Raw genomic sequence first — 14,878 nt, 5'->3', positions numbered from 1 at the left:
TGGAGCTTTTGGCTTTTGGAAAACGCTCGCTTGTTAGCCTTCTTGCGGTGCGCATTGCCGTTTATGGCAACTTCGCACCGCAGAAGACTACGCCCTCGGAAGACAAGCGTTTTCAACTAGTCTGAAAGTGATCATTGTTGCGCATATGGAGGAATAGATATGAAAGGGAAATTTATCAAAGACGTAAAAGCGATTCCGTTTCTACTCCCGTTCTTTCTTGTTTATGTTGTGTTTACGATTTATCCAATTTTAAAAGGTTTAGAAATGAGTTTTTATGATTGGACGATTATTCGGAAAATGGATTTTATTGCACTCGATCATTATAAGGAATTAATTGCGGATAAAAACTTTTGGAAGTCTTTATGGAATACGACATTGTTCGTTATTTTGTCGACTCCATCAATGGTTATTCTTGCTTTGATATTGGCATTAATGGCTAATCGGAATTCCAAGTTCAAGACCTTTTACCGAAGTACGTTTTTCCTGCCTTCGATTCTTTCCGTTTCGGTTATTTCCTATATTGCGATTTTTATGCTGCAGCCCTATCAAGGTTTTGTAAATACAACGTTGCATCTTATTGGAATTGATAGTGAACCTTTTTGGTTAAGAGATACGAATTTGGCTTGGTTTTCTATTGTTGGTGTTACTTTATGGTGGACGGTCGGTTTTAATATGGTGTTATTTTTAGCGGCACTGCAGGATATTCCGGAAGAATTGTATGAGGCAGCAAGAATAGATGGAGGAAAAAGTTCGCAGCTATTACGACATATTACACTTCCTTTGTTGGTCCCAATTGGTAGAGTTGTTTTGCTGCTACAAATCCTTGCATCGTACAAAGTATTTGCCCAGATTTTATTAATAACAGGTGGAGGGCCAGGTACAGCTACTCGCCCGCTGATCCAGTATATATATGAAGTCGGTTTTAAACAAAATAATTTAGGGTATGCAGCGGCCTTGTCTTATGCATTGTTCGTCATCCTGCTCATCCTTTCCTTGATTCAATTGAAGGGGAATATCATTCAAGGAGGAGCATCCAGATGAAAAATAAGAAAACTGCCTCCCATTATACATTATCCGGAATTTCAATGGTCGCAGCGATTTTTTTCGTCATACCTATCATCTGGATGCTGTTTGTCTCGCTTAAGCCGGAAGGAATTGGGGTTTCGAACGTAATCGGTTGGTTCATCCCTCCTTATACGATTGAAAATTATAACCATGTATTGTTTGATACTCCTGTATTAAGGTGGTTGTGGAATAGCTTAATCGTTGCTCTTATTTCAACAGCTTTAACATTATTTGTAACGTCACTCGCTGCTTTTGCCATATCAAAAATGCAATTTCGCTATAAATCAATCATTTATGTGTTCTTTTTGGCTGGTTTAATGGTTCCAGGAGAAGCGACGATTATCCCGCTGTATCAAATTGTGAAAGATATGGACTTGTTAGATACTTATACAGGTCTAATCATTCCAGGGATTGCGTCTCCACTAGGAGTGATTATATTAAAAAGCTTTTTTGATGGGGTTCCGCATGAATTGATAGAGAGTGCGAAAATGGATGGCTGTTCGCTTGTCCGAATCTATTTAAATATTGTACTCCCGCTCGCAAAACCGGCGCTTGCTGCGATTGGGATTTTCACTTTTATTGGTTCATGGAATAACTTCTTATGGCCATTTTTAGCGATTATGTCAGAGGATTTATTTACGTTGCCAGTAGGAATTCCTCAGTTTAACTCTGTCTATTCAGTTGATTACGTACTTCCGATGACAGTAAATGCAGTTGCTTCGATTCCGGTAATTATTGCATTCTTAATATTTGAGAAACAAATTGTTAGAGGAATAAGCTTTACTGGAATTAAATAAATCCTAATTTGCCACGGTGATTCTACGGTGGCTTTTTATGTACATCTTTTAGATTTTTTTGAAATTTCATTACAAAAATACTTGAAGTATTACAACTAATCTTGTAATATCGGAAATGAAAGCGATATATTCAGAATAATATAATCATATATTACTTAAAAAATGGTAATGAAAAAGGAGTGGTTCAATCGTGAATAGTCATTTAATTCCACGGTCAGAATATCCACGGCCGCAAATGGTAAGAGCTGATTGGATGAATTTAAATGGGAATTGGGAATTTGAATTGGATCATGGAAAAAGTGGAAAACAGAGAAATTGGTTCGAGGAAGGATACCACTTATCCCAAAATATAGTTGTTCCATTTTGTCCGGAGAGTGAGTTATCTGGAATAGGCTATACCGATTTTATGGCGGCTGTTTGGTACAAACGACAGTTTACTATTCCTGATCACTGGCAGGACAATCGTGTATTGGTTCATTTTGGAGCTGTTGATTATGATGCAGAAGTGTGGATTAATGGTCAGTCTGTTGGAAAGCATCGTGGTGGCTATTCTTCTTTTTCCTTTGATATTACTGAATACATTTCTCCTGGAGATAATGTGGTGACGGTTTGTGCGGAGGACGATGTTAGGTCTGGGCTGCAACCGAGAGGAAAACAGAGCGGGTTATATTATTCCCACGGATGTGATTATACGAGAACGACTGGAATATGGCAGACGGTTTGGTTAGAGTGTGTGCCGAAAACGTATATTTCAAAGTTAAAATATTACCCAGATCCTGATAATCATTGTGTACATATCGAAGCTGAATTAAATGGAGATTATAATGATCAACTTTCATTAGCAGTATCTTCTTCATTTAATGGGAAAGCTGTTGGCCATAATCAAGCTGCTGTTTCTGGACGGAAAGCAAGATTGTCCGTCGAACTTTCTGAGATTTACTTATGGGAACCGGGAAATCCTAACCTTTATGATTTAGAAATTCAAATTTTAAATGATGGTAAAAAGCTCGATTCCGTCGAAAGTTATTTCGGACTGCGCAGCATTAAATTAGATGGAATGGCTTTTAAGATTAATGATAAATCAATATTTCAACGTCTTGTTCTTGATCAAGGATTTTATCCAGATGGAATCTATACGGCTCCGTCCGATGAAGCACTTCGGAAAGATATTGAGCTTTCGATGGAGATGGGTTTTAACGGTGCAAGACTGCATGAAAAAGTATTTGAACCGCGTTTCCTTTATTGGGCTGATAAGCTTGGCTACCTCGTGTGGGGAGAGCATGCGAATTGGGGTTTGGATATTACAACCGCAACGGGAATCGAGAGGTTTTTACCGGAGTGGCTTGAGGTCGTCGAACGAGATTTCAACCATCCTGCGTTAATTGGCTGGTGTCCTTTTAATGAAACATGGGATTTGGACGGCAAAAAACAAAATAATGAAGTGTTGCGCATTGTATATAATGTTACGAAACAAGTGGATCCTACTCGTCCAGTTATAGACACGAGCGGAAATTTCCATGTGGAAACTGATATTTACGATGTTCATGATTACGATCAAAATCCTGAAACGTTTGCAGCGAGATATGAGGCAATGAAACAGGGAGGGGAAATATTTACAACGTTCTCAGAGCGTCAACAGTATGGAGGTCAGCCATATTTTGTAAGTGAATTCGGCGGGATTTGGTGGAATCCGGATCAGAAGGATGATATAGGTTGGGGATATGGAGATAGGCCAAAATCAGAGGAAGAGTTTTTAAGTCGATATGAAGGCCTCGTTTCTGTCCTGCTTGATAATCCTTATATGTTTGGATTTTGCTATACCCAGTTATACGACATTGAACAGGAAGTAAATGGGCTTTATACGTATGATCGAAAACCGAAATTCGACCCTGACATCATTCGCAACATTAACTCCCGTAAAGCAGCGATCGAATAAGAAAGGGGGGACAGGTTCAATGGGGACTGTCCCCATTGAACCTGTCCCCAAAGAAAAGGTATGAAAAAGATTGTAATTCTTTTCGCTTTATTGCTTTTGATAGGGGGGAGTTTGTTGGGCTATCTTAACAAGAAAGAAGCAAAAACGATTACTTATACGAATCCAGTCGGGGGAATGACTCGTATTGGCGATCCGTTTGTTTTAAAATCACGTGGCAACTATTATATGTATGCCACTTCTGAGCCTAATTTTGGATTTAAAGTTTGGGAGTCTCCTAATCTAGTGGACTGGGAAGAAAAGGGCATGGCATATGTTCATTTTGATCAGCCCAAAAAATGGGCGACAGGGGACTTTTGGGCACCTGAAGTCGTTGAGCATAACAATCGATTTTATATGACGTATAGTGCACGTAATTTAGAAGGACATTTACAGATTTCGATCGCAGTGAGTTCTGATCCGCTCGGACCTTTTACGGATCTCAGCACTCAGATTATTAAACAAGAAGGCTCTTATATTGATGGACATATTTTTATAGATGATGACGGAACTTCTTATTTGTATTATGTAAAAGATTGTTCCGAAAACATCATTAATGGAAAGCATGTCAGTCAAATTTTTGTACAACAAATGAATAATGAGCTGACGGAATTGTTAGGTGAGCCACAATTCCTTACTGAACCAGATGCGAATTGGGAAAGACCGCATGATGAATATCAATGGAATGAAGGCCCTTTTGTGTTAAAACATGAGGGGATCTATTATTTGATGTATTCGTCCAATTATTTCGCAAGCCATAATTATAGTGTTGGATATGCAACCGCTCCCAATCCATTTGGTCCATATGTAAAAGCTGTGGAAAATCCTATTTTATCTAAAGATCTTTCTCTAGGAATTTCGGGACCAGGACATAACAGTGTCACGGTAGGACCTGATGATGAAACACTCTATATTGTTTACCATACGCATACAATTCCGGACGCACCGAGCGGGAACCGACAAATGAATATTGACCGCCTTTATTTTGAAGATGGAAAGCTTAAAGTAGATGGCCCAACTTCCACGGAGCAAAAAATCAAAGTAAAGTAAGGGAGGAGTCATTATGTTTAATGGGTTAGGGATGAACTTAGGGAATTTATCAAGACTATCGAAAGCGAAAACGAGATCGATTAGTGCGGAAAATTTTACAGGTGAAAAGGGAAAGGGTGGAATGGCGACCGAAGGAACTGGAGCACAGGCAGCTCGTGATTTAGGACAAGGTTGGAAGGTTTCACCGTCGGTTATTATTCAAAAAAATACCGTTTTTACTATGGCTGATATTCAAGACTCAGGCGCCATTCAACACATTTGGCTCACTTGTTTCCCTACACATTGGAGATCATTGATTATTCGTATGTATTGGGATGGGGAAGAACAGCCTTCTGTACAAGTGCCAATCGGAGATTTCTTCTGCAGTGGTTGGTGTGAGCGGGCGAATCTTAATTCATTGCCGGTTGCCGTGAATCCCGCTGGAGGAATGAATTGCTATTGGGAAATGCCGTTTCGAAAGTCAGCTAAAATCACGGTTGAAAATATCGGGAATGAAGATGCTGTTTTATATTATCAAGTCGACTATACTTTGACGGAAGTTCCCGAGGATATGGCTTATTTTCATGCTCATTGGAATCGCAGCAATCCCCTTGAATATAAAGAAGTACATACAATCGTCGACCATATAAAAGGACAAGGACATTATGTCGGGACGTATTTGGCTTGGCAAGTGAATAATACCGGCTGGTGGGGCGAAGGAGAAATTAAGTTTTATATGGATGGGGACAAAGAATTTCCAACGATATGTGGAACAGGGACTGAAGATTATTTCGGTGGTGCATGGAATTGGGAGCAGCCGAAAGGTGAATATTGTACGTATTCTACCCCGTATTTAGGAATGCATCAGCTAATAAAACCAGATGGATTGTACCGTAGTCAGCAGCGTTTTGGTATGTACAGATGGCATGTGATGGATCCAATCCGCTTTGAAGAGGAATTAAAAGTAACAATCCAAGCGCTAGGATGGCGGTCTGAAGGTAGATACCTACCACTTAAGGACGATATATCATCCGTAGCATTCTGGTACCAAACAGAACCTCACATCCCTCATCCCGCCATACCAGGAAAAGATGAGTTAGAAGTGATCTGAAAAATGGGGGACGGGTTCAAAAGGGACAGGTTCAATGGGGACTGTCCCCATTGAACCTGTCCCCAAAAAAAAAAGAATAATTATTAAAGGAGCATGCATCTATGAATTATAGACAGGAATATCCGAGGCCGCAGTTGGTCCGGAAGGAATGGTTGAATTTAAATGGTGAGTGGGATTTTGCTTTTGATCGCGAAAATGTTGGTATGAAGAAGAAGTGGTATCAAAAGGCTGAGGCGTTTGATCGTAAAATTAATGTTCCATTTGCCTATCAAACGAAATTGAGCGGCATTCACGATCCATCTTTTTGCGACCATGTGTGGTATAGAAGAACTTTTTCGATTCCGAAGGAGTGGGGGGATCAATCCGTCATCATTCATTTCGGTGCAGTTGACTACCGTGCATGGGTTTATGTGAATGGAAAGCTTGTTGGTTTTCATGAAGGAGGACATACGTCTTTTTCCTTTGATATAACAGACTGCCTAACACGTGAAACGGAAGAAATTGTTGTGCGTGTTGAAGATCCATCTACTGACGAAACGATACCGAGGGGTAAACAATTTTGGAAAGAAAAATCCGAGGCAATCTGGTACACACGGACAACTGGAATTTGGCAAACAGTATGGCTAGAGCCTGTGAATGAAACGCGTATTTCCAAGCTGCGTTTTACACCAGATATTGATCACGGTGACATTTTAATTGAATTTGATGTTTTAGGAGATTACGAAAATACGAGAGCCGAGTTTGAAATTACGTTCGATCAAGAACAGATTGCAAGCAATACACATCTCGTCACTGCTCCTTATAATAAACATTTAATTCATCTATATCAGCAGCAAATATTCCGTACGGGGTTTCATCATCATGGTTGGAACTGGACACCGGAAAATCCAAAGTTGTTTGATATCAAAATACGATTATTGGATGAACATGGTCATGAACTCGATAAGATAGAATCCTATTTTGGTATGAGAAAAATACACACCGAAAACGGAATGGTGTATTTAAATAATCGCCCTTATTATCAAAAATTAGTTTTGGATCAAGGGTATTGGCCAGACGGACTCTTAACAGCACCAACTGATGAGGATTTGAAAAAAGATATCGAACTTACGAAGGAAATGGGCTTCAATGGTTGCAGAAAGCATCAAAAAGTAGAGGACCCTCGTTTCATGTATTGGGCAGACAAGCTCGGATTCCTCGTGTGGGGCGAATGTGCGGCAGCTCCATATTTTAGTGAAACTGCAGCAGCTCGACTCACGAAAGAATGGATTGAAATTATAGAGCGTGATTATAATCATCCTTCCTTAGTTGCTTGGGTGCCAATCAATGAAAGCTGGGGAGTTCCTTTCATTAATCGTGATAAGCAACAGCAAAATCATTCACTTGCCATGTATCACTTGATTCATTCCCTTGATACGACAAGGCTTGTTATTTCGAATGATGGGTGGGAATTAACGAAAACGGATATTTGTGCGATCCATAATTATAACCACGGGAATAAAGAGGAAGTCGCCAAATATGAATACTATAAAGATTCGCTTGCCACGAAAGAAAGCATTTTAAAGTCACAGCCTGCCCATCGCAATATTTACGCTGATGGATTTAAACATGAAGGAGAACCGATTCTTTTGACTGAATTCGGAGGAATTGGCTTCAAAGTTGGGGAAGATGCTGGCTGGGGATATACTTCTGTAAAAACGGAAGAGGAGTTTGTTGAAGATTATAAGCGTGTCATGGAAGCTGTCTACGCTTCGAAAATTTTACATGGCTATTGCTATACTCAACTAACCGACGTCGAGCAGGAAATCAATGGTTTATTGACTTACCACCGTGAACCGAAATGTGATCTAAAAAAAATAAGAGAGATCAATCATGTGTGGCATAGGACGATTGTAGAAAACTAATCATTTTAGGGGGATGGTCCCCATTAGCCATCCCCTTTTGTCGAAAAAACAAAATTATTGTCCGTACAAATAGTAGTTAGTTTATAAAAATGAGCAAAAATTATCAAAAATTCGATTGACATGTCCGAACATGGAGACGTAAAATAAAGGCATACATACAATTTTTTTTATTTAATTTTAAAGTAAGCGTTTTATTTATGAAATCCCCAACGTTAATTATAGTTTTTATTGGTAAATTAACAAAACATGTACGTATGAATTGATGTTTTTGGAATATTTATTAAATATATTCATTAAAACATTGAAAGGAGGAGATGGAAAAGAGTGAGTATATAGATTCATCTTTTATTAATTTTCCGATAAGGGGGAGAATGTATTGAGAAAAAGTGTAAGCGTATTTATTTTTCTACTAGTTTTGATGCTCACCTTGGCAGGTTGTAAGAGTGGTTCAAATCTTGCAAGCAATCCATCAGATGATAATACGAACAACAATGGAAATAATGATAATGGACAAGAAGTAGCGGAAGAAGAAGAAGAAGAGGATATGAAACTAGTTTACGATTCTTCTTTGGAAGGATCTGTAACATTCTGGACGTTTACTCCAGACATCTATGTAGATATTGTAAAAGGGTTTAATAAAGAATATCCAAACGTAAAGGTAGAAGTAGTAGGCTTGGATTTTGGTGACATGCATGACAAGCTGCAAACAACATTAGCGGCTGGAAGTGGAGCACCGGATGTAGCGCAAGTTGAACAAGGACAATTCGCACGCTATGTTGTAGGGGACTTGCTTGAAGATTTGCTTCAACCTCCATATGATGCAGGACGTTATCAAAACTTGACATCAGAATACAACTGGGAGCGTTGGAAGTCTGTTGATGGAATAAAACTTCTCGGTATGCCGTGGGATGTAACTCCGGGTGTATTCTACTATCGTCAAGATTTATATGAACAAATGGGTCTACCAAGTGAACCAGATGAGCTTGGTGAATTCATAAAAGATAAAGACAACGTTTTAGCAGCAGCAAGAACTTTTGCAGCTAACGGAATTTATATGTTTGAATGGCGTGATTCTCCAGCCGTTCAATATGGGGATGCCATTGGATATTATGATAGCGATTACAAATGGCTTCGAAATGATGAAAAAATGGCTGAACTACTTGATTTTGTAAAAGAAGGAAATCAACTTGGCTGGGCACCACAAATGTCTGTTTTATTTAGTGATGAAGGTAAGCAGTTAGTCAACCAAGGAAAAGTAGCCTCCTTCCCTGTAGGGAGCTGGGGTGCACGTGAATTGAAAAATGTTTTTCCTGAACAATCCGGAAAATGGAGAGCAACTACGATGCCGCTCGGTTTAAATGTTGGTCTTGGTGGATCCACGTTTGTTATTCCTTCTCAAAGTGAAAACAAAGAGGCGGCTTGGGCATTTGTTGAATGGATGAACACGGCAGAAGAATCATGGAAAGTATTTGTTGAGTATTCTGTAGAACCAGGTTGGAAACATATCACCGCTTTGCCTTGGTATCAAGAGCATTCGAATGAGTATTTAGGCGGACAAAATGATTATGCTTTATATGATAAGATCGCTGACCAAATTCCAGTTCGTAGACTAACACCTTTAGATGGTCAAGCTTGGCCAATCTATATTGATAGAGTAGCTAAAGCGCTAGACGAAAATATTGATTCTAAAACTACTCTTCAACAAATAGAAGAAGCTGCTGAGAAAGAACTTGGCCCTGAAGTTGAAAAATTGAAGGCGGATCTCGGTAACTAATAATCTTGGGCTGTCCTCACGAATTTAATAGATGAGTAGGACAGCCCTTAATTTAGAAAGAAAAGTTAAGTCATAAAAAAGAATAAGTTTGTTATTAGTCCATATTGATTGAACGTAGGCTTTTGCTGTCTAGCTCCAGCGCTTATTGACTAGCAAACTTCTTGTCCACTTCCCTACGATAAGCCAACATCGATTCGTCCTACTAGACTCATCGTGTTTCCTTTATCGCAAGGCATAGGGCAAGTAAGAGACTTCGACTAAAACCGCCACCTCCTGTGGAAACGTCGGAGGAGCCACATTCTGTGGGGGCAGTACGTCGATGAGCAAGGCGCTTACGCTTTTCTTAAAACATCGATTTTAGATAAACGAAACTGGGGGAGGCTTCCGTGAAACGTTTGCTTCGAAAATATGCAGTTAGCATAACTGTTGTTGTTGTACTTATTGCATCACTATTTATATGGAATCAATCCCGGGGTTATAATGACGCGGCGATGGCAAAGGTTCCAGAATATGATGATATAGAGGAAAGATCCATTTTAGCGGATGAGGATATTCAAAGTAAGTTGGAGCCATCCTTTTTTGAATACTTTGATAATCATAATCTAGCAGGAGCAGCTGATTCCGACGGTTTTGAAATGACGATTGCTTCCAGCGATTATTCGGCAATCAGTCAAGATGATGTTGAAATGAAAACAGGCCTTGGTGAACCATTTGACAAGGCTGTTGCACTTATAGACCAAAATGCTTGGGTAGAGTATACCTTTACTGTTCCAGAAGATGGCTACTATCAAATGGGAATGAGTTACTATGCGCTTCCTGGGAAAAGGGCTGCTGTAGTTCGAAGCATGCAAATAGATGGAAAATATCCTTTTTTTCAAGCTAAAAAACTTACTTTCCAACGAATGTGGGAAGAAAAAGATGATCCATGGTTTGATAATCAAGGGAATGAATTTAACCCGGGCCGTGAAGAAGTTTATGGTTGGCAATATAAGGAGATTCGAGATTCTGAAGCGAAAATTGCAGAACCTCTTCGTTTTTATTTGACTAAGGGTGAGCATACTCTTCGAATTGAAGCTGTTCGTGAACCGGCTGCCATTGGTGAGATCCGCATCTTTTCACCCATTCATTATCCTACTTATGAAGAAGTGTTAAAGACATATGAAGAGAAGGGATATAAAGAAACGAAAGGTGTACAAGTTAAAATCCAGGCGGAGCATGCACTATTACGATCGGATCCTACTTTGAAGCGTATTGAAGATAGGGAGCCAATCACTGAACCCTTTAATCCAAAAGCGATTATTTTAAATACATTTGGTGGTGAAGGATGGAGGAACGGGGAACAGTGGGCTGAATGGGAATTTGAAGTGCCTGAAAGTGGTTTGTACAATATCGGGATGCGATATGGCCAATGGTATTTAAATGGAATTCCTACACAAAGGAAGATCACCATAGATGGAAGGCTGCCGTTTCAGGAAATGAATGGAGTTCTTTTTCCTTATAAAGTAGAGTTTCAAATGAAAAAATTGGGCAATGAAAATGAAGAGTTTTTATATTATTTGGAAAAAGGTAAACATACGATTCGGATGGAAGTACAGGTTGGTAGTCTTGGAGAAATGATGGAATCGATTAGAGTTACGACGAATAAATTATCACTCCTGTATCGAGAAGTTATTCGTGTTACGGGTACGAGTCCGGATCCAAATGCTGATTGGAATTTGGAAAATAATATTACGAACCTAGTACCTCGATTACAAATACTAGCTAAGAATGTGAACGATGTCGTTGAATCGTTATATGATTTAGGCGTTCAAAAAGGAAGCTCTGATATTAGTACTTTATTGGAAGTGCGCGATACATTGCTTAGTATGGCTGAAGATACAGATACAATCCCAGGAAGATTAAAATCAATCAATAATCTTCAAGCCTCTCTTGGTACTTGGGTGAATAGTATGAGCAAGCAAAGTTTGCTGCTCGATTATATATTAATTCAGTCTCCTGATCAAAAATGGCCGAAGCCTGCTGCTCCATGGTACGTAAGGGCGGGAACGAGTATACAAGATTTAGGTTATTCTTTTACAAAAGATTATAGCGGGATTGGAAATCAATATGAAGATGAAGAGGCTCTTGACGTTTGGATTGCACGTGGACGTGATTGGGTGCAGATCATTAAACAAATGATTGATGAGGATTTCACGACTGAAACTGGAATTAAAGTAAATGTTAACGTTGTTCCAGCAGGTCAAATGCAAGTGTTACTTTTAGCAAACACTGCCGGTCTAGCACCAGATGTTGCACTTGGAGTTGAGGGAGAAACACCAATAGACTTCGCAGTTCGTAATGCACTCGTCGATTTAAATGACTTTCCTGATTATCAGGAAGCTGCTGATCGTTTTAGGCCAGGAGCACTCATCCCATATAAATATAATGGCGGTGATTATGCCCTTCCTGAAAACCAAAACTTCTATATGCTTTTTTACCGTAAAGATATTATGGAAGAGCTTGGCATTACAGAGGACGAAATTCCGGACACATGGGAAGAGGTAATGCAGCTGATTCCAACTTTGCAACAAAACGGAATGGACTTTTTCTATCCGCATGCTCCGAATGATACAAAGCTTGCCATTAATGAATTTGCACCGTTTTTATTCCAGCATGGTGGAGATTTATATGATGAAAAAGGCATGGTATCGAAGCTCGATTCTCCGGAAGCGTTAAAAGCGATGGAAATGTGGACAGAGCTTTTCACCAATTACAAGATAGAAAAGCAAGCCGATTTTTACAACCGTTTCCGTTCAGGTGAAATGCCTATAGGGGTTGCAGACTATTCAACTTATATATTGTTATCTACCGCTGCACCTGAATTAACCGGTTGGTGGGGAATGAAACCAATGCCAGGTCTTGAGCAGGAAGATGGAAGGATTAATCGTTCAACAGGTGGTCTTGGCCAGACAGGTATCATTTTTAAAGATTCCAAAATGAAAGAGGAAGCATGGCAGTTTTTAAAATGGTGGACAGGCGCGGATGCTCAGGAAAGGTTTGGATCGGAACTGGAAGCCCTTCTTGGGGTTGAAGCACGATGGAACACGGCTAACGTTGAAGCATTGAATAGACTTCCTTGGGAACAAAAAGATTTAGACGCCATTTTGGAACAATGGGAATGGTTTAGAGAAAGGGAAGTCGTCATTGGTGGTTATTATACAACCCGCCATATTGCGAATATGTGGAATGAAATTGTCTTAAATGGAAAGGTGACCCGTGAAGCGGTAGAAGAAGGAGTGCGGGAAATCAACAAGGAACTCCGGAAAAAACGTGAGGAATTCGGTTTAGAAACATCTGACACCGATCGCCTTGATGAATAAGGGGGCGCACAAAAATGGCTATGGAATCAACAACAACTGTTAAAAACGAGGCTCCGATCGTTACTACATCGGGCCCTCCTCTTCCGATAGGGAAATGGAAAAAACTTTGGTTAGATATGAAAAGAAACCGTATTTCTTATTTATTATTAGCGCCTTTTCTTATCATATTTACCATGTTTACAATCATTCCCATCATTACATCGATCATTTTAAGTTTTTCTTATTACAACATCGTGGAAGCCCCAAGATTTGTCGGGCTTTCCAATTACAAGCTATTGTTTGTAGACGATGATATTTTCCTAAAGGCTGTAGGGATAACGCTTAAATTTGCGTTTGTAACAGGCCCGCTTGGCTATATATTAGCGTTTATGCTAGCTTGGCTAATTAGTCAAATCCCTCAAAAGTATCGCTTTTTTTATACGCTATGCTTTTATACACCATCGATTACGAGTGCGGTTGCCATGTCTGTCGTGTGGTTATATTTATTTGCTGGAGATAGAAAAGGGTTATTTAATCACTATTTGATGCAATTAGGGATATTAAAGGAACCGTACTTATTTTTACAAAATGTTGAATCGATTGTACCGGTTATCATTATTGTCTCGTTATGGAGCAGTATGGGAATTGGCTTCCTTGCGTTTCTCGCAGGTTTGCAAAATGTTCCAAAGGATTTATATGAAGCGGGAAAAATTGATGGGGTTAAATATCGTTGGCAGGAGTTATGGTATATCACACTTCCCTCTGTAAAACCACAGCTATTATTCGGAGCTGTCATGCAGGTTGTATTCTCACTTCAAGTATTTGATGTAAGTATGCAGCTAGTCGGAATGCCAAGTCCGTTATATGCCGGGCATACTATTTTAGCCCATTTATATGACTATGCTTTTATCCGCTTTGAAATGGGATACGCTTCAGCCATTGCCGTCATCTTATTTTTGATGATGCTTGGATTGAATAGACTTATTTTTAGAGTGTTGGGGAGGGAATAGAAGATGAGAGCTGCAGTTTCCCGAAAAAGGATTGATTGGGGAGGGGTTTTTCTTTATATATTCCTTACCGTTTTCGGTTTATTGATGCTTGCGCCACTTGTATATATGGCTTCAACATCTGTTAAACCTGTTAGTGAATTATTTCTGTTTCCGCCGAGGTTTTTCCCAATTAATCCCACTATAATGAATTTCCGAGATTTACTTTTGATTACAGGGACATCCTTTGTACCATTTTCTCGTTATATTTTTAATAGTGTACTGATCACAGCTGGAATTGTGTTTTTTGGAGTCGTCATTTCAGCAATGGCGGCATATCCACTAGCCAAACATGAAATGCCATTTAAAAGTACGATTTTTAATTTGATTGTGACAGCACTTATGTTTTCGTCAATGGTATTGCAAATTCCTCAGTATTTACTTGTCAGTAAGTCGGGGTTAATGAATACGTATTTTGCAATGATTCTCCCATACTTGGCTGCTCCAATTGGAATATTCTTAATGATTCAGTTCCTTAAACAGATGCCGGACTCTTTAATTGAGTCTGCAAGAATTGAAGGGGCATCCGAGTGGACAATTCTTTGGAAAATCGTTTTCCCATTACTGAAGCCGGCAGTTGCAACTTTTGCCCTCTTTAGCTTCGTTCAAGCGTGGAATGATCCGTATCCTTCTATGATGTACACGACGAGGGAAGAGTTAAAGGCTTTGCCTTTTGCAATTCAATCAATAAGTGGTGGAGCAGGAGTCATCGCTCGTGTTGGAACATTTGCCGCAGCTAGTTTCTTAATGATCGTGCCTACCATTATCGTCTTTACGATTACACAAAGAATGGTATTGCAAACGATGGCTCACTCGGGCCTGAAAGAGTAGGGGGGAGAACA

The 14,878-nt window shown here is 39.6% G+C and carries 10 protein-coding genes; all 10 read left to right on the top strand.

All coding sequences use genetic code 11. From position 1 onward, the window contains the following. The first annotated feature begins 159 nt into the window (after positions 1–159). A complete protein-coding gene (locus tag KHA93_RS12745; protein WP_213111071.1) occupies positions 160–1,041 on the top strand; it encodes a carbohydrate ABC transporter permease in 882 nt (293 codons plus the stop codon). Continuing rightward, the gene (locus tag KHA93_RS12740) at positions 1,038–1,862 is read left to right on the top strand and encodes a carbohydrate ABC transporter permease (protein WP_213111070.1); all 825 of its coding nucleotides are present in this window, start codon (positions 1,038–1,040) and stop codon (positions 1,860–1,862) included. The genes KHA93_RS12745 and KHA93_RS12740 overlap by 4 nt, the downstream gene beginning before the upstream one ends. Positions 1,863–2,052: 190 nt before the next feature. After that, the gene (locus tag KHA93_RS12735) at positions 2,053–3,798 is read left to right on the top strand and encodes a glycoside hydrolase family 2 protein (protein ID WP_349772290.1); all 1,746 of its coding nucleotides are present in this window, start codon (positions 2,053–2,055) and stop codon (positions 3,796–3,798) included. Between the two features lie 114 nt (positions 3,799–3,912). Beyond that, positions 3,913–4,884, top strand: a complete 972-nt coding sequence (locus KHA93_RS12730; RefSeq protein ID WP_213111069.1) for a glycoside hydrolase family 43 protein — start codon at positions 3,913–3,915, stop codon at positions 4,882–4,884. 13 nt (positions 4,885–4,897) lie between these two features. Further along, entirely contained in the window at positions 4,898–5,974 is a 1,077-nt protein-coding gene (locus tag KHA93_RS12725; RefSeq protein ID WP_213111068.1) for a glycoside hydrolase family 172 protein, read from the top strand. A 101-nt stretch (positions 5,975–6,075) separates the two neighbouring features. Further along, positions 6,076–7,878 carry a glycoside hydrolase family 2 protein gene (locus KHA93_RS12720; protein WP_213111067.1) on the top strand — a complete coding sequence of 601 codons (1,803 nt, stop codon included), beginning with the start codon at positions 6,076–6,078 and terminating at the stop codon, positions 7,876–7,878. A gap of 376 nt (positions 7,879–8,254) precedes the next feature. Further along, complete coding sequence (locus KHA93_RS12715) at positions 8,255–9,652, top strand: ABC transporter substrate-binding protein (RefSeq protein WP_213111066.1); 1,398 nt, start codon at positions 8,255–8,257, stop codon at positions 9,650–9,652. 386 nt (positions 9,653–10,038) lie between these two features. Further along, a complete protein-coding gene (locus KHA93_RS12710; RefSeq protein WP_213111065.1) occupies positions 10,039–13,011 on the top strand; it encodes an extracellular solute-binding protein in 2,973 nt (990 codons plus the stop codon). Positions 13,012–13,025: 14 nt separating this feature from the next. Further along, positions 13,026–14,000, top strand: coding sequence for a carbohydrate ABC transporter permease (locus KHA93_RS12705; protein WP_233711146.1), 975 nt, complete (start codon positions 13,026–13,028; stop codon positions 13,998–14,000). 3 nt (positions 14,001–14,003) lie between these two features. Beyond that, entirely contained in the window at positions 14,004–14,867 is an 864-nt protein-coding gene (locus KHA93_RS12700) for a carbohydrate ABC transporter permease (RefSeq protein ID WP_213111064.1), read from the top strand. The last annotated feature ends 11 nt before the right edge of the window (positions 14,868–14,878 follow it).

Source organism: Lederbergia citrisecunda (assembly GCF_018343695.1).
Classification (GTDB): Bacteria; Bacillota; Bacilli; order Bacillales; family Bacillaceae_C; genus Lederbergia; species Lederbergia citrisecunda.
This window is presented reverse-complemented; position numbering and strand designations above follow the sequence as displayed.

Excerpts from the sequence above, each read along its gene's own strand:
- KHA93_RS12745 (WP_213111071.1), top strand. The coding sequence starts at position 160 with ATGAAAGGGAAATTTATCAAAGACGTAAAAGCGATTCCGTTTCTACTC.
- KHA93_RS12740 (WP_213111070.1), top strand. The coding sequence starts at position 1,038 with ATGAAAAATAAGAAAACTGCCTCCCATTATACATTATCCGGAATTTCA.
- KHA93_RS12725 (WP_213111068.1), top strand. The coding sequence starts at position 4,898 with ATGTTTAATGGGTTAGGGATGAACTTAGGGAATTTATCAAGACTATCG.
- KHA93_RS12720 (WP_213111067.1), top strand. The coding sequence starts at position 6,076 with ATGAATTATAGACAGGAATATCCGAGGCCGCAGTTGGTCCGGAAGGAA.
- KHA93_RS12705 (WP_233711146.1), top strand. The coding sequence starts at position 13,026 with ATGGCTATGGAATCAACAACAACTGTTAAAAACGAGGCTCCGATCGTT.
- KHA93_RS12700 (WP_213111064.1), top strand. The coding sequence starts at position 14,004 with ATGAGAGCTGCAGTTTCCCGAAAAAGGATTGATTGGGGAGGGGTTTTT.